The sequence below is a fragment of the Cupriavidus sp. GW821-FHT02F09 genome, from assembly GCF_059421605.1.
In genome coordinates this window covers 294,048-309,456 of record NZ_JBWKVH010000005.1, presented here as the reverse complement: position 1 = coordinate 309,456, position 15,409 = coordinate 294,048, and the positions used below count along the sequence as shown (strand labels likewise).

The following is a 15,409-nucleotide window of genomic DNA, read 5'->3' as shown; positions in this document are numbered from 1 at the left end:
ATCCGACCGGTTTTCAAGACATGGCCCGGCTAGGACCAGGTTAGGCCCCGGTTAGCGCCGCTCCAGCTGGCGCGCCAGGAAGGCCAGCATGGCAGGGTCCTGGCTGCTAGCCACATTGAAGCGCATCCAGCCGGACGGCATCTGCGACGGCGAGAACAAGCTGCCGGGGGCGAACAGGTAGCCCTCCTCATGCCCGGCGACGGCGATGGCGTTGGTATCGCGCCCGGTGTCCGCCCACAGGTACATGCCGGCGTGCTGGCCTGCAAAGAGCGACAGGCCCATCCGCTCGATGGTGCGCCGGGTCTCGTCGCGCGCCCGGTCAAGCCGGTTGCGCACGCGCTCCACGTGCTTGCGGTAATGGCCTTCGGTCAACACCTTGTACAGCACGCGCTCGTTGATCTCCGGCGAGGCCAGGCCCGCCAGCAGCTTGCTGTCGGTCAGGCTGGCGACCAGCTCCGGATGGGCGGCGATAAAGCCCACACGCAGGTTGGCGGCCAGCGTCTTGGAAAAGCTGCCCAGGTAGATCACCCGGCGCAGCTGGTCCAGGCTGGCCAGCCGGGTGGCGGAGTGACCTGGCGGGCACAGGTCGCAATAGATGTCGTCCTCGACGATCAGCAGGTCGTACTGCTCGGCGAGGCGCAGCAGCTGGAAGGCCTTGGCGGCCGACAGCGAGGTGCCGGTGGGGTTGTGCAGCACCGAGTTGATCACCATCAGGCGCGGGCGGCGCGCCTGCAGGATGCGCTCCAGCGCCTCCAGGTCCGGGCCCTCGGCAGTGTAAGGCATGCCGATCAGCTGCGCGCCCTGGGCGGCGAAGCGGCCGAACATGACGAACCACGCCGGGTCGCCCACCAGCACGGCGTCGCCGGGGCGCAGGTAGAGCCGCGCGATCAGGTCGAGCGCCTGGGTGATGCCGGAGGTAAGCACGATCTGCTCGGGGGTGGCGCCGATCTCCAGTTCGGCCAGGCGGTTGCGCAGTTGCTGGCGCAAAGGCAGGAAGCCCTGCGGCGTGCCACTGGCCAGGAAATGGCTGCCCGGCTGGCGGCCCAGCCCGCGCAGCGCGCTGGCGATCAGGTCGCCGTCGAGCCAGTCGTTGGGCAGGAAGCCCATCCCCGGAGACTTATGCGGCTCGGTCGAGTGGAACATGCTGCGCAGCAGCCAGGTTACGTCGATGTTGCGCGCGCCGGTCGAGACCGGGGCCACCGGCACCACTTGCGGCGTGCGCTCGCGCACGTAGAAGCCCGAGCCGCGGCGGGATTCGAGGTAGCCCAGCGCCACCAGCCGCTCATAGGCCTCGACCACGGTGAAGCGCGAGATGCCCTTTTCCTGCGCAAGCTGGCGAATCGAGGGCATGCGCATGCCGGCGCGAAAGACCCGCTCGTCGATGCGCAGCCGCGCCCACTCGGTCAACTGCTCCACCAGCGTCATCTGCGCCGAGGGCACAGGGTCGGGCATGCGCTCGGTGGGGGGCGGCATGACCAGGCGCAATGAGCGCACCTGCTCGCCAGCCTCTTCGCCAGCGTGGAAAGCCGCGCCCTCCTGCTTGCCTGCCCCGGCTCCTTTATCCTTGAGCCCTGGCGCAACCGGTTCCCTGCTGTTCATGCCTTGCTCCCGCCACTGTACTGAGAATGTTCTGCATAACTGTATCGGTACTGTACCGACAACCTTGTCTACCATCAACACACAATGACAATTGCCCTCGACCATCTCGTGATCGCCGCCCCCACGCTTGAAGCGGGGGCGCAGCATGTCGCCGACGCGCTCGGCGTGACGCCCCAGCCGGGCGGCGCGCACCCTGGCATGGGCACCCACAATTGCCTGCTCGGCCTGTTCGGCGGCATCTACCTGGAAGTCATCGCCATCGACCCCGAGGCACCGGCCCCCACGCGGCCGCGCTGGTTTGGCCTGGACACCGAGGCAGTGCAGGCCCGGCTGCGCCATGGTCCCTTCCTGATGCACTGGGTCGCGCGGGTGGAACGCCCCACCGACCTGTCCCTGTGGCAGGCGCAGTACCCCACGCGCATCCCGCCGGTCATCCCGATGACCCGTGGCGACCTGCGCTGGCGCATCACCGTGCCGCAAGACGGCAGCCTGCCCGCGTGGCCGGCTGACGATGCGGATGGCACGGACGGCCCGGCGACGCCGGGCGACGGCATCCTCCCCACGCTGATCCAGTGGGATGTCTCGACCCATCCGTCGTCCCGGCTGCCGAACCAGGGCCTGGCGCTGCGCTCGCTGCGGGCACGCCATCCACAGGCCGCGCGGCTCGCGGAGGCCTTGCAATGGCTGGGCGGCACCCGGTTCGTCCCGGAAGCATCCACGCTCGCGGAACTGAGCGCGGAGATAGAAACGCCCGATGGCGTGCGCACGCTGCGCTGAGCCGCACGCCGCAAGACAAAAAAAATCTGTCACAACTAGAACAACCGCCAAGGAGCCCCTCTGATGTCCGCCACCCGCAAACGCTTCGACGACGACGCCTATCTCGGCAGCTGCACCGCCACCGTGGTAGCCGTTCACGCTGACGGCATCGAGCTCGACCAGACCGTGTGCTACGCGCGCAGCGGCGGCCAGGCGGGCGATACCGGCACGCTCAAGCTGGCCAACGGCGCGACCATCGCACTGCTGGAAACCGTGTACGCCCCGGACCGCAGCCATATCCTGCACGTCCCGGCGCCGGGTACGGCGCTGCCGGAGGCGGGCGACATCGTGGCCGTCACGATCGACTGGGAGCGCCGCCACCGGCTGATGCGGCTGCATACCTGCCTGCACCTGCTGGGCTCGCTGATCCCGGTGCCAGTGACCGGCTGCGGCATCTCGCCCGACTCGGCGCGCATCGACTTCGACCTGCCGGAATCCACGCTCGACAAGGCCGTGCTCACCGAGCAGCTCAATGCGCTGATCGGCGCCGACAGCCGGGTGCAGGTGGAGCGCATCACGTCCGAGCAACTCGCCGAGCAGCCCGAGCTGGTGCGCACGGTGGGCGCGGCGCCGCCCGCGGGCAGCGGCGTCATCCGCATCATCGACATCCCCGGCGTGGACCGCCAGCCTTGCGGTGGCACCCATGTGGCGGCCACCGGCGAGATCGGCGCCGTGCTGGTGACCAAGATCGAGAAGAAGAGCCGCACCAACCGCCGCGTGGTCGTGCAGTTCGCTGCGTGAGAGTGGCAGGATGATAGATGGATCCCGCTCTGCTCACCGGGCTGTCGGCCGCCCAGTTCGCCGCGCTGCTGTCGCTCATGGCAGTCGGCGCCTTCACGCCCGGCCCCAACACGACGATTGCCGCGGTCACCGGCGCCAACTTTGGCCTGCGCGCCACGCTGCCGCACTGCGTGGGCGTCGCGTTCGGCTTTGCCAGCATCCTGGCGCTGTGCGCGGCGGGCGTGGGCGCGCTGATCCTGGCCAGCCCGGCGCTAGCGCTGCTGGTGCATGCCGCCGGCGTGCTCTACCTGCTGTGGCTGGCGCTCAAACTGGCGCGCAGTACCGTGCTGTCGGACAAGCAGGTGCTGCGCCCGCTGTCGGTGTGGCAGTCGGCCGTGCTGCAGTACGCCAATATCAAGGCGTGGATGCTGGCGCTGGCTACAGCCGCCTCGTATATGGCAGGCGCGCAGTCGCCGGTGCATCGGGCCGTGCTGGTGTGCGCGGTGTTCGGCGTGTTCGGCTTTGTCAGCAATGGCGTGTACGGCGTGATTGGCGCCACGCTGCGGCAATGGCTGCAGGTTGGCCACCGCATCCGCTGGTTCAACCGCGCAATGGGCCTGGCGCTGGCACTCACGGCGCTGTGGATTGCGCTGGCTGGCCGGCCCACCCTGCACTAATTCAAACGCCATGGCTGCCAAAACCACCTCTGTCCAACCCATCGCTAGCGCCCCTGCCGACACCCACGGCGGCGGCATGCTGCTCGGCTTAGTCGGCGTGGCCGTGTTCAGCCAGACCTTGCCCTTCACGCGCATGGCGGTGGCCGAGCTGGACGCCACCTTCGTCGCGCTCGGCCGTGCGGTGGTGGCGGCGCTGCTGGCGCTGGTGCTGCTGTGGCAGCGCGGCGCGTTCGCCCGCGCGCGCCGTCCCCGGGGCGGCCAGTGGTGGCGCCTGGGGGTCACCTCGCTGGGCGTGGTGGTGGGCTTTCCGCTGTTTTCCTCACTGGCCATGCGTGAAGTGCCGGCCGGCCACGGCGCCATCATTACCGGCCTGCTGCCGCTGGCCACGGCGGTCTTCGCCGCCTGGTTCGGCCGCGAGCGGCCATCGCCGGCGTTCTGGCTGTCGGCCGCCGCCGGCAGTGCGCTGGTGGTCGCCTTTGCCCTGTGGCAAGGCGCCGGCGGGCTGCAGCATGCCGACTGGCTGCTGTTCGCAGCGATGGTGCTGGGTGCGCTGGGCTATGCCGAGGGCGGCAAGCTGTCGCGCGAGCTTGGCGGGCTGGAAACCATCAGCTGGGCGCTGGCCGTGGCACTGCCGCTGCTGCTGCCGGTGGTGGCCTGGCTGGGGCTTGCGCATGCCGGCCAGATCGCAGCCGCCTCGCCGCGCGCCTGGCTCGGCATGGGCTATGTTTCCGTATTCTCGATGTTCATCGGCTTCCTGTTCTGGTACGCCGGGCTCGCAAAAGGCGGCGTGGCGCGCGTCGGGCAGATACAATTGCTGCAGCCGTTCCTCACGCTGGCGGGCGGCGCCCTGCTGCTGGCCGAACCGCTTGATGCCGTCACCCTGGCGTTTGCGGTGGCGGTGATCGGCGTGGTAGCCCTGGGCCGCCGGACCGCCGTGCGCAGCGCCCCCGCGAGTCCCATGCCCGCGCCCGCCGCCGAAGAACCCCACCCTGCCCCTACGGCACGATCCCTCTGACTGGAGACCCTATGTCCGTTCACGACACCCTTGCCCGCCTCGGCATCGCACTGCCGACCGCTGGCGCACCGGCCGCCGCCTACGTCATGGCCGCGCAAACCGGCAACACCGTGTTCCTTTCGGGCCACATTGCCCGCAAGGATGGCAAACCCTGGGTAGGCAAGCTGGGCAAGGACCTTGGCACCGAAGACGGCAAGGTTGCCGCTCGCGCCATCGCCGTGGACCTGCTGGCCACGCTGAACACCCACCTGGGCGGCGACCTGGACCGCGTCACCCGCATCGTCAAGGTGATGAGCCTGGTCAACTCCACGGAAGACTTCACCGAGCAGCACCTGGTGACCAACGGCGCCTCGGAGTTGCTGGCGGAAGTCTTCGGCGAAGCCGGCAAGCATGCCCGCAGCGCCTTTGGCGTAGCGCAGGTCCCGCTGGGCGCCTGCGTCGAGATCGAGATGATCGTCGAAGTGAAGTAAGCCGGCGTGAAGCGAGAAGCGAGCAGGCAGAACCAAGTGAATTGAAGTCAGGCCAGGGACCGGGGGATACCCCCGCCCTGCGCCCAACCAGCTGAAGGCACCGCCCACCCATGCGCATCGACAACCTGCCTTTCGGCACCACCGACTGGTCCGACATCACCCCGACCCGCCACCCCGGCGACACCGGGGAAGCCCTCTGGCGCACCCGCCAGTTCGGCGACATCCGCGTTCGCATGGTGGAGTATTCTGCCGGGTATCTCGCCGATCACTGGTGCACCAAAGGGCACATCCTTTTTGTGCTGGAAGGCGAGTTGCATACCGAGCTGGAAGACGGCCGGCATTTCGTGCTCCGCGCGGGCACGAGCTACCAGGTCGCCGACCAGGCCGAGCCGCACCGTTCGTCCACCCCGACCGGGGCGCGGCTTTTTATCGTTGACTGAGTCGAGCCAACCCGACTCCCCACACACCAAGAGAACATCATGAACTGGGCCATTTCCCGCCGGGCGCAACAGCTGACCAGCTCGGCTATCCGCGAAATCCTGAAAGTGACCGAGCGTCCGGAAGTTATTTCCTTCGCGGGCGGCCTGCCGTCGCCGGCCACCTTCCCGGTAGCGGCCATGGAACAGGCGGTGGCCCGGATCTTCGCCGACAACCCGCAAGCCGCCCTGCAGTACGCCGCCACCGAAGGCTACATGCCGCTGCGCGAATTCATCGCCAAGCGCCATCACGTGGATGTGGAGCGCGTGCTGATCACCACCGGCTCGCAGCAGGCGCTGGACCTGATCGCCAAGGTGTTGATCGACCCGGGCAGCCCGGTGCTGGTGGAAACGCCCAGCTACCTTGGCGCGCTGCAGGCCTTCTCGCTGTTCGAGCCCGAGTTCGTCTCGGTGCCGGGCGACGACAAGAGCCTGCTGCCGGAATCGCTCACGCCCGAGCTGACCGCTGGCGCGCGCTTCCTCTACGCCCTGCCCAACTTCCAGAACCCCACCGGGCGGCGCATGCCGCTGGAGCGCCGCCAGGCCCTGGTGGCCCGCGCCCGCGAGCTCGGCGTGCTGCTGGTCGAGGATGATCCCTACGGCGAACTGAGCTATCGCGGCGACCAGTTGCCGAGCCTGCTGTCGATGAACCCCGACGGCGTGATCTACATGGGCTCGTTCTCCAAGATCCTGGCCCCCGGCCTGCGCCTGGGCTTTGTGATCGCCCCGCCCGAGCTGCACTTCAAGCTGTGCCAGGCCAAGCAGGCGTCGGACCTGCATACGCCCAGCTTCACCCAGCGCCTTGCCTATGAAGTGGTGCGCGATGGCTTGCTGGACTCGCATATCCCCACCATCCGCACGCTCTACGCGGCGCAGTGCCAGGCCATGCTGGATTCGCTCGCGCGCCACATGCCGGAAGGCGTGACCTGGAACGCGCCGGAAGGCGGCATGTTCATCTGGATGGAGCTGCCCGAGGGCCTGGACAGCATGGAGATCCTGCAAGAAGCGGTCAAGCGCAATGTGGCCTATGTGCCGGGCGCGCCGTTCTACGCCAGCAACCCGCGCCGCAATGCGCTGCGCCTGGCCTTTGTCACGGTGGCGCCGGAGCGCATCGAGCAAGGCGTGGCCATCCTCGGCACGCTGTTCCGCGAAGCCATCGCCAAGCACGCGCCGCAAGCCAAGGCCGCCTGAGCGTCGCTTGAGCGACACGCGTGGCACGGATACGTCTCCTGACTGATACCGGGCTGGCGGGCTTCATGGCAAGATAATGGCCATCGCCTGTCAGTCCGGGCCGCGAACGCGCAGGCATTGCGCATGCGCGGCCCACGCCTTGAGGAGAAGGGTTTCGTGCTGCGTATCTGGGGTCGACTCTCATCGATCAACGTGCAAAAAGTGGTCTGGTGCGCGCGCGAGCTGCACCTGGACCACGAACGCATCGACATTGGCGTCAGCGAGGGCGACCTCGACACCGAGGCCTATGTCCGGCTCAACCCCGACCGCAGCATCCCGGTGATCGAGGATTTCCGCGGCACCGACGTGGGCGGCGAGCCTTTTGTGCTGTGGGAATCCAACGCCATCGTGCGCTACCTGTGCGCGCACGACGGCGAGGACACCCTGTGGCCCGGCAACGTCAAGGCGCGCGCGCTGGCCGACCGCTGGATGGACTGGCAGACCAACGCCTTCAGCCCGGCCATGGTCGACGCATTCCGCCACCTGGTGCGGCTGCCCGCCGAGCAGCGCGACCCCGACCTGATCGCCCGCTCCCTGGAACGCACCGAACCGCTCGCGGCCCGGCTCGACGAAGCCCTGGCGCAGCGTGAGTTCATCTGCGGCGACCGCTTCACCATGGCCGACATCCCGGTTGCCTGCGCCGCCCACCGCTGGCTGGGCCTGCCGGTCACACACCAGCCCCGCCCGCACCTTGAGCGCTGGGCAGCGGCCATGCGTGCACGGCCTGCCGCCCGCACCATCCTGACGTTGCCGCTGGTCTGAGCCGCCCCCTTATTTGCTGATTTACTGGCTGATTTACTGGCTGATTTACTTGCTGTTGCGCCCGCCCGACACCGCGGCCAGCACCCCCAGCCCGATCAGCGCGCCGCCCGTCAGGTAGCGGCCCACGGCCTGCGCGCCCCTGGCGCGCGCGAGCAGCGGCAACAACGCCGCCGCGGCCAGCACATAGCAGCAATCGGTGGTGGCGGCGATCAGGACGAAGGTGCCGCCCAGGGCCACGCTCTGCGGCAGCGCCGCGATGGCGGGATCCATGAACTGCGGCAGGAAGGCCGCGAAGAACAATGTGGTCTTGGGGTTGAACAAGGCCACCACGAAGCCATCGCGAAACACCCGCCGCAGCCCGGCGCTGCCAGCAGCCGGGTCCGCCTGCGCAGCAGCGGCCGGTCGCGCGCGCAGCGCCCGCACCCCCAGGTAGACCAGGTAGGCCGCGCCGGCGTACTTCATCACGGCAAAGGCCAGAGACGATACCGCGAACAGCGCCGCCAGCCCCAGCGCGGCCGCCAGCACATTGACCAGGTTGCCCAACACCACGGCCGTCACCGAAGCCAGGCCCGCAAGCCGGCCTAGCGACAGCGTGCGCGCAACGATGTAGATCACCGCCGGCCCCGGCGTCACCGCAAGCAACAGGCTGGACAGCAGGAAAGCGGCAAGCACGTGACCGCCGGGAAGGATGTGCAGCATGGCAATGCTCCTCCAGAAACAGGAACGCCACCTTTCATGCCCGGTCGGCCGGCTTATCGACAGCGCCAAGGCGTAAAAGGACGACCGGCACATTCTGCCACCACGGGCCTGGCCAGCATACATTTGCGTATCGAGTGGTTTGGAGTACTCTGCCAATAAGGCAGCGAGTGCGCCAACCTGCCCCCAGGCAAACCCTGATCCATGAATCCTGCTCACGATGACGGTGACTGGATTTAGGGCAGCGCGGCAGGAACCCATCCATAAAATCCGAAGTTTGCTGGTCGCGCGGTTGACAGCTTGGCAGGTTCGCAATGCGCGCCCGGACAAGAAGACGACGAGGCAGCCTGGGCCTAAGAGGCCGTTTCAAAATGAAGCGAAGCGGTTCTGGCTAGGCGCGCGGCCGCAGACAGTACAAGGGGTACGGCAAGGCCGCGCAACGACGCCAGAATCTTTTTGAAATGGCCTCTGCTACAAAAGCAACCTGTCGCCCCAACCCGAGGAGGACTCATCGTGTGGACCCAAGTCTATGACCCGCTAGGCAGCCTGGCATTGTCCACGCTGGCAGCGGGGATTCCCGTCGCCGTACTGCTGGCGGCGCTAGCCTTCTTTCACCTGCAGGCCCACCTGGCCGCCGGGCTGGCGCTCGTGGTCGGCGTGGTCATCGCTTCCGCGGTGTTCGGCATGCCCGCCGACATGGCTGGCAAGGCCGCCGGCCTGGGCATCGTATCGGGCCTGTTCCCGATCGGCTGGATCGTGCTGAACATCATCTTCCTGCACCGGCTGACCACCATCAACGGCTCCTTCAAGGTGCTGCAGAACTCGATCTCCGGCATCACCGAAGACCGGCGCCTGCAACTGCTGCTGGTGGCCTTCAGCTTTGGCGCTTTCTTCGAAGGCGCCGCCGGCTTCGGCACGCCGGTGGCGGTCACCGGCGCCATCCTGATCGGCCTCGGTTTTTCGCCACTGGCGGCATCCGGCCTGGCGCTGATCGCCAATACCGCGCCGGTGGCCTTCGGCGCGCTGGGCGCGCCGTTGATCGGCCTGTCCGCGGTGACGGGCCTGGACCTGCTGCACCTCTCGGCCATGGTCGGCCGGCAGCTGCCCTTCTTCTCGGTACTCGTGCCGTTCTGGCTGATCTGGGCCTTTGCCGGCTTCCGCGGCATGCTGGCGATCTGGCCGGCGATCCTGGTGGCCGGCGTCACCTTTGCCGTGCCGCAGTTCCTGGTGTCGAATTACCACGGCCCCTGGCTGGTGGACGTGATTGCCGCGCTGGTGTCGATGGGCTGCCTGACGCTGTTCCTGAAGGTCTGGAAGCCCAAGGAAATCTGGACCTCCACGCGCATCCTCGGCCGCAGGGACGACTCCAAGGTCGACGACCCCGAAGCGGTAGCCGCCGAAGCCCGCGCCAGCGCCGCCTCCGCCGGCATCTCGGTGGTCAAGGCCTGGATGCCCTGGGTGATCCTGACCGTGTTCGTCTTTGTCTGGGGCGTGCCGGAATTCAAGAAGCTGATGGACGGCCTGTGGCAATGGAAATTCCCCATCCCCGGCCTGGACAAAGCCGTGTTAAAGGTGCCGCCGGTGGTGCCGAAGGCCACTGCCGAAGGCGCGGTCTTCACGTTCAACGTGTTGTCGATGGCCGGCACCGGCATCCTGGTCTCCGGCATTCTCGGCGGCCTGCTGATGGGCTACTCGGTGCCGCGCCTCATCAAGGAATACTGGGAGACCATCAAGCTGGTGAAATATTCGCTGCTGACCATCTGCGCGATGTTCGGCGTGGGCTACCTGACCCGTTACTCGGGCCTGGATGCCACGCTGGGCCTGGCCTTTGCTCACACCGGCGTGCTCTACCCGCTGTTTGGCACCATGCTGGGCTGGCTGGGCGTGGCGCTGACCGGGTCCGACACCGCCTCCAACGTGCTTTTTGGCGGCCTGCAGAAAACCACGGCCGAGCAGCTGGGCCTATCGCCGATCCTGATGGCCTCGGCCAACAGCTCGGGCGGTGTGATGGGCAAGATGATCGATGCGCAGTCCATCGTGGTGGCGTCCACCGCCACCAAGTGGTACGGGCACGAAGGCGATATCCTGCGCTATGTGTTTTTCCACTCGATCGCGCTGGCGATCTTGGTCGGGCTGTTCATTACGCTGCAGGCTTATGTGCATCCGTTCACGCAGATGGTGATTCACTGAGCTGGCGAACCAGCAGGCATGAATAAATCCCCGCTCGTGCATGGGCGGGGCCAGACGGAAGCCGAAAAGGGAGCTGGGCGCCGGAGCCCGCGCTCAGCCCCCGAACCAGTTGACCAGCCGCAAGCCCGGCAGCCCGGCAAAACCCCTGACATTGCGCGTCACCAAGGTCAGGCCGTGCGCCATCGCGACGGATGCGATCTGTCCATCCACAAAGGGCAGGCTCAGCCCAGCCCGCTCCCGCGAATTGCGTAGCTCGGCATGGATCCGTGCCGCGGCGCTGTCATAGGGCAAGACCGGCAGGCTACCCGCCACTTCCTGCACGAAACGGCCAACCGCGTCCTTGCGCTGGCCATCCGGCATGCGCAGCCAGCCAAAACGTAATTCATGCCAGACCGGCGCCGGAATAACCAGTTCGCCATCGAATCGGGCCAGATTCGCCATGACGCCTGCATCCGGCTTTGGCCGCATTGCCTCCGAGACAATGTTGGTGTCCAGCAGCCAACTCGCAGCGCTCACCATGTGAAGTCACGCCCGTCGCCGGGTTGACGCACATGCTCGAAAGGGTCGACCTCATCTTCCGCTTGCACGTGCTCGCTGCGCCATTCGCTCAAACGCCCAAAGAAGCCAGACGTGGAACCGACAAGCAGCCGGTATTGCGACCAGGACATCAACACTGCAGCCGGCTCACCGCGCCGGGAGATCAGCAGCGGTTCCTGCCCTCTTTCCGCGTCCCGAAGCACATCAGCGAGATGCGCTCTTGCCTCCGAGAATGGGATGGTTTGCATAGCGTGCCCCCTGCTCGAAATGTACAACTCAATTGTACAAGAATGAGCCGCCGAGTGTCGGCGGGGGTTTTCTTTGCGGCAATGGCGATGGCAATGGCGATGACCACGGCCCTCAGGCCATCAACCGGTAAGCCAGCCGCGCCGCGGCCCGAGCGCCGCAGGTGTCACGGTCATAGAGCGGATTGAACTCCGCCAGGTCCGCCACGCGCAGCTTGCCGCTGGCGCGCACCTGCGCCACCACCTCCTCCACCACGGGAAGGGGCACGCCATAAGGGGCTGGCGCCGAGACCGCCGGCATCACTGCCGCCGGCAGCACGTCCAGGTCGATCGTGAGGTAGACGTGATCGACCGCATCCATCAGCCCCTGCAACTCGGCAATCCGCGCGTCCAGGTGCCGTTCCTGCATCTGCACGTCCTCGACGTAGTGCACGCCAAGCGCCTTGGCATGCGCGAACAGCGCGGCGGTATTGCCGAGCCGGCTCACGCCCAGGCAAGCGTATTCGAAACGCTGTCCGCGCTCGTGGCAGGCCTGCGCGATCTGGTCGAAGGGCGTGCCCGAACTGCCGGGACGACCGGTGCGCAGGTCGAAGTGCGCATCGAGGTTGATCACCAGCACGCGGCCGTGGTCGCCACGCGCATCGAGATGCGCGCGCAGCCCCTGCCAGGTGCCCCAGGCGATCTCGTGGCCACCACCGAGCACCAGCGGGAATGCGCCCTGCGCCAGTTCGGCCGCGACCGCTGTTGCCAACGCTTGCTGCGCCGTCTCGAGATCGCCATCGTGGCAGACGACGTCGCCCGCATCGTGGAACACTTCCAGGCCATGGGCCGGGATGCCGGCCAGCGCGCGGCGGATCTCGCGCGGGCCACCCGCCGCGCCGGGACGGCCCTGGTTGCGCAGCACGCCGGCGTCGCAGCAAAAGCCCAGCAGCACGGGCGCGCCAGGCACGCGTTCGGCGCCTTGCACGCGCACGACATTGAATAGCCGGCGCGTGTCGCCCAGCTCGCCCGCATCGCTGCGGCCGCGCCAGATGCTGCCCGGCGCTGCAGCCATCGGATCCCTTTCGCTCATGACAGGCGGCGGCCCAGGGTTTCCGGCACCATCGCCAGGCCGATCAGCGAGACCAGGCCGCAGCCGATCACGTAGAACGCGGGCGCGTTGGGATTGGCGGTGAGATGGATCAGCTCGGTCGAGAAGAACTGCGCGAAACCACCGAAGATGGCAATCGCCACGCAGTAGGCAATCGACAGGCCGGTGGCGCGCATGCGCTGCGGCAGCACCTCGCTGACCAGCACCATCGACGCGGGCGACGTCATCGACATCGGCACCGAAAGGCAGCCCACCACCAGCAGCAGGCGCATCAGGCTGGGCTCGGCGTTGATCAGCACGAAAGCGGGATAGATCATCAGCAGCAAGGCCACGCGCGACCACAGCACCACCGGGCGCCGCCCCACCCGGTCGCTCAGCCAACCCGCGAACGGCGACAGCACGACCTGCACGGCAGCGGCCACGCAAGCGGCCCGGATGCCCAGCGACAGCGGCATGTGCAGCTGGCTAACGGCATAGTTGCTCAGGTAATACACCACGATATAGGTCGACGAAGCCACGCCGATCATCAGCAGGATGCTGGCCACCAGCGCACGCCCGTGCTCGCGCAACAGCTGCAGCGTGGAACCGCGCTCCGACTCGCCGGCGGCCGGCGCCGTCTCTTCCAGGCGGCGGCGAATCACCAGGCCCACCGGGATCACCAGGATGCCAATCACGAAGGCCAGGCGCCAGCCCCATGCCTCCAGCGCTTGCTGCTCCAGCACATTGCTGAGCAGCAAGCCAACCAGCGCGCCGAACAGCGCCGCCAGGCCCTGGCTAAACGGCTGCCAGCTGGTGTAGAAGCCGCGCGAGCGGTCGTCGGCATATTCCAGCAGCAGTGCCGTGGAGGCACCCATCTCCCCGCCGATGGCAAAGCCTTGCACCAGGCGCGCGAGCAGGATCATGATCGGCGCGAGCATGCCGATCTGCGCATACGTCGGCGTCACCACGAAGATCACCGAGCTCAAGCCCATCAGCCAGAGCGTCAGCGCCACCGCCGGCTTGCGCCCGACGCGGTCGGCATACATGCCGATCAGCAGGCCGCCCAGCGGGCGCATCAGGAAGCCTACGCCGAAGGTGGCGAAAGACAACAGCAACTGCCCGGTGGGATCGGATACCGGGAAATACAGGCGGCCGATCAGCGTGGCGAAGAAGCTGTAGACCACGAAGTCGTAGAACTCCAGGCCATTGCCGATAGTAATGGCAGCGATGGACTTGAACCTGGACAGCGGCTGGGCCGTGGCGGCATGCTGGGCTGCGATACCGGGAATGGTGTTGTCAATGGACATGATGTAACTCCGAAGCAAAATAATCCTGGCCGACCGCAAGCGGGCGGTGAGCGCAACCCAGACAGGGTGTTCTTCGCGCCACTACGGCAGCGCGCCGGGCTGGCGCGCGCTGCCGGTTACCCTGGCATCCGGCTAGGCAGATGCCAGGCAACGCGGACCCTGCCGAGGCAGGGTCCGCGCATGTATCAGTCCGCCGCAAAGGAGGAAGCAGGCGCCCCCTGCTGGCCGCGCGGCCGTCCCCAGCACCACCACGCCACCACCAGCAGCAGCAGCCACGCCGCGCCCACCAGCAGCGCTGCGCGGGTCTGCGGGAACCAGCCAAGCACGCCGAAGATGAACAGCATGAAGGCGATGGCCGCGAGCGGCGCTACCGGCCAGAACGGCACGGGGAACTTCAGCGCCGCCACCTCGGCGCGGCTCATGCGCCTGCGCAAGGCGACCTGCGACAGCAAGATCATCAGCCACACCCAGACCGTGGCAAAGGTGGCGATGGAAGCGATCAGCGTGAACACGTCCTCGGGCATCACGTAGTTGAGCACCACGCCGGCCAGCAGCGCGAAAGCCATCACCACCACCGTCATCCAGGGCACGCCCTTGCGCGACACGCTGGCAAAGATGCGTGGCGCCTGCCGTTGCACCGCCATGCCATACAGCATGCGGCCAGCGCCGAAGATGTCGCTATTGATGGCGGATACCGCGGCGGAGATGACCACGACATTGAGCAATGCGGCGGCCGAGCCAATGCCCAGCCGGCTGAAGATCTGCACAAAGGGGCTGCCCTCGCTGCCGATGCGGTGCCAAGGATAGAGAGACATCAGCACCGCCAGCGTCAGCACATAGAACAGCAGGATGCGCAGGGGCACCGCGTTGATCGCACGCGGAATCACGCGCTGCGGGTCGCGCGCCTCGCCGGCCGTGATGCCGATGATCTCGATGCCGCCAAAGGCGAACATCACCACGGCGAACGAGGCGATCACGCCGGCAATGCCGTTGGGCATGAAGCCGCCGTGCGCCCAGAGGTTGTGGATGCCGGTGGCAACGCCGCCGTCGGCCATGCCGAAGCCGAACAGCATGATGGCAACACCGCCGCCGATCATCGCGACGATGGCGCCGACCTTCAGCAGCGAAAGCCAGAACTCCAGCTCACCGAACACCTTGACGCTGAGCAGGTTGAGGCCGCCGATCAGGAACACGATGCCGAGCACCCAGATCCAGCGCGGCACGTCCGGGAACCAGAAGCCCATGTAAATGCCGAAGGCAGTCACGTCCGCCAGGCAAACGACGATCATCTCGAAGGCATAGGTCCAGCCGAGCAGGAAGCCCGCCAGCGGTCCCAGGCCGGTGCTGGCGTACTGGCCGAACGAACCCGCCACCGGATTGCGCACCGCCATCTCGCCCAGCGCACGCATCACCATGTAGACCGCGGCGCCACCGATCACGTAGGCCAGCAGCACCGCCGGTCCCGCGGCCTGGATGGCCGAGGCCGAGCCGTAGAAAAGTCCCGTGCCGATGGCCGATCCGAGCGCCATGAAGCGGATATGACGGGCGCTGAGGCCACGCTGCAGGCCTTGCGACTGCTCTTGCATCTATTTGTCTCCGA

Annotated in this window: 16 protein-coding genes; 9 read left to right on the top strand and 7 right to left on the bottom strand. The window is 67.3% G+C overall.

Going from position 1 to position 15,409, the window contains the following annotated elements; genetic code table 11:
- Window positions 1-51: 51 nt before the first annotated feature.
- On the bottom strand, window positions 52-1,473 hold the full coding sequence (locus AC07XB_RS08800; RefSeq protein ID WP_492375412.1) for an aminotransferase-like domain-containing protein: 1,422 nt from the start codon (window positions 1,471-1,473) through the stop codon (window positions 52-54).
- Window positions 1,474-1,683: 210 nt separating this feature from the next.
- On the opposite strand from AC07XB_RS08800, the gene AC07XB_RS08795 reads away from it, so the two are divergent.
- The 8 genes from AC07XB_RS08795 to AC07XB_RS08760 all read left to right on the top strand — a co-directional run bounded on the left by AC07XB_RS08795 (window position 1,684) and on the right by AC07XB_RS08760 (window position 7,765).
- Window positions 1,684-2,376, top strand: coding sequence for a VOC family protein (locus tag AC07XB_RS08795; RefSeq protein WP_492813716.1), 693 nt, complete (start codon window positions 1,684-1,686; stop codon window positions 2,374-2,376).
- A 63-nt stretch (window positions 2,377-2,439) separates the two neighbouring features.
- Window positions 2,440-3,156, top strand: a complete 717-nt coding sequence (locus AC07XB_RS08790; protein ID WP_492375399.1) for an alanyl-tRNA editing protein — start codon at window positions 2,440-2,442, stop codon at window positions 3,154-3,156.
- Between the two features lie 17 nt (window positions 3,157-3,173).
- Window positions 3,174-3,812 carry a LysE family translocator gene (locus tag AC07XB_RS08785; RefSeq protein ID WP_492375398.1) on the top strand — a complete coding sequence of 213 codons (639 nt, stop codon included), beginning with the start codon at window positions 3,174-3,176 and terminating at the stop codon, window positions 3,810-3,812.
- A gap of 76 nt (window positions 3,813-3,888) precedes the next feature.
- Entirely contained in the window at window positions 3,889-4,827 is a 939-nt protein-coding gene (locus AC07XB_RS08780; protein ID WP_492375411.1) for a DMT family transporter, read from the top strand.
- A gap of 11 nt (window positions 4,828-4,838) precedes the next feature.
- Complete coding sequence (locus tag AC07XB_RS08775; RefSeq protein ID WP_492375397.1) at window positions 4,839-5,297, top strand: RidA family protein; 459 nt, start codon at window positions 4,839-4,841, stop codon at window positions 5,295-5,297.
- A 110-nt stretch (window positions 5,298-5,407) separates the two neighbouring features.
- A complete protein-coding gene (locus AC07XB_RS08770; protein WP_043348099.1) occupies window positions 5,408-5,737 on the top strand; it encodes a DHCW motif cupin fold protein in 330 nt (109 codons plus the stop codon).
- 39 nt (window positions 5,738-5,776) lie between these two features.
- Window positions 5,777-6,964 (top strand): aminotransferase-like domain-containing protein, encoded by a 1,188-nt coding sequence (locus AC07XB_RS08765; RefSeq protein ID WP_492375396.1) that lies wholly within the window; start codon window positions 5,777-5,779, stop codon window positions 6,962-6,964.
- Between the two features lie 156 nt (window positions 6,965-7,120).
- The gene (locus AC07XB_RS08760) at window positions 7,121-7,765 is read left to right on the top strand and encodes a glutathione S-transferase family protein (RefSeq protein ID WP_043352127.1); all 645 of its coding nucleotides are present in this window, start codon (window positions 7,121-7,123) and stop codon (window positions 7,763-7,765) included.
- Window positions 7,766-7,810: 45 nt separating this feature from the next.
- On the opposite strand, the gene AC07XB_RS08755 is transcribed toward AC07XB_RS08760, so the two are convergent.
- Window positions 7,811-8,464 (bottom strand): LysE family translocator, encoded by a 654-nt coding sequence (locus AC07XB_RS08755; protein WP_043348104.1) that lies wholly within the window; start codon window positions 8,462-8,464, stop codon window positions 7,811-7,813.
- Between the two features lie 510 nt (window positions 8,465-8,974).
- Between AC07XB_RS08755 and AC07XB_RS08750 the strand changes: the two genes are divergently transcribed.
- Window positions 8,975-10,651: an L-lactate permease gene (locus AC07XB_RS08750; RefSeq protein WP_492375395.1), complete on the top strand. Its 1,677-nt coding sequence runs from the start codon at window positions 8,975-8,977 to the stop codon at window positions 10,649-10,651.
- A 93-nt stretch (window positions 10,652-10,744) separates the two neighbouring features.
- Here AC07XB_RS08750 and AC07XB_RS08745 read toward each other — a convergent pair whose 3' ends face one another.
- The 5 genes from AC07XB_RS08745 to AC07XB_RS08725 all read right to left on the bottom strand — a co-directional run bounded on the left by AC07XB_RS08745 (window position 10,745) and on the right by AC07XB_RS08725 (window position 15,395).
- Window positions 10,745-11,170 carry a type II toxin-antitoxin system VapC family toxin gene (locus AC07XB_RS08745; protein WP_492831088.1) on the bottom strand — a complete coding sequence of 142 codons (426 nt, stop codon included), beginning with the start codon at window positions 11,168-11,170 and terminating at the stop codon, window positions 10,745-10,747.
- The gene (locus AC07XB_RS08740) at window positions 11,164-11,436 is read right to left on the bottom strand and encodes a type II toxin-antitoxin system Phd/YefM family antitoxin (RefSeq protein WP_492375393.1); all 273 of its coding nucleotides are present in this window, start codon (window positions 11,434-11,436) and stop codon (window positions 11,164-11,166) included. The genes AC07XB_RS08745 and AC07XB_RS08740 overlap by 7 nt, the downstream gene beginning before the upstream one ends.
- Before the next feature lie 112 nt (window positions 11,437-11,548).
- Window positions 11,549-12,505 carry a formimidoylglutamase gene (gene hutG, locus AC07XB_RS08735; protein ID WP_492375392.1) on the bottom strand — a complete coding sequence of 319 codons (957 nt, stop codon included), beginning with the start codon at window positions 12,503-12,505 and terminating at the stop codon, window positions 11,549-11,551.
- Window positions 12,502-13,809 (bottom strand): MFS transporter, encoded by a 1,308-nt coding sequence (locus AC07XB_RS08730; protein WP_492831087.1) that lies wholly within the window; start codon window positions 13,807-13,809, stop codon window positions 12,502-12,504. The genes hutG and AC07XB_RS08730 overlap by 4 nt, the downstream gene beginning before the upstream one ends.
- A gap of 185 nt (window positions 13,810-13,994) precedes the next feature.
- A complete protein-coding gene (locus AC07XB_RS08725) occupies window positions 13,995-15,395 on the bottom strand; it encodes an amino acid permease (RefSeq protein ID WP_492831086.1) in 1,401 nt (466 codons plus the stop codon).
- Window positions 15,396-15,409: the final 14 nt, after the last annotated feature.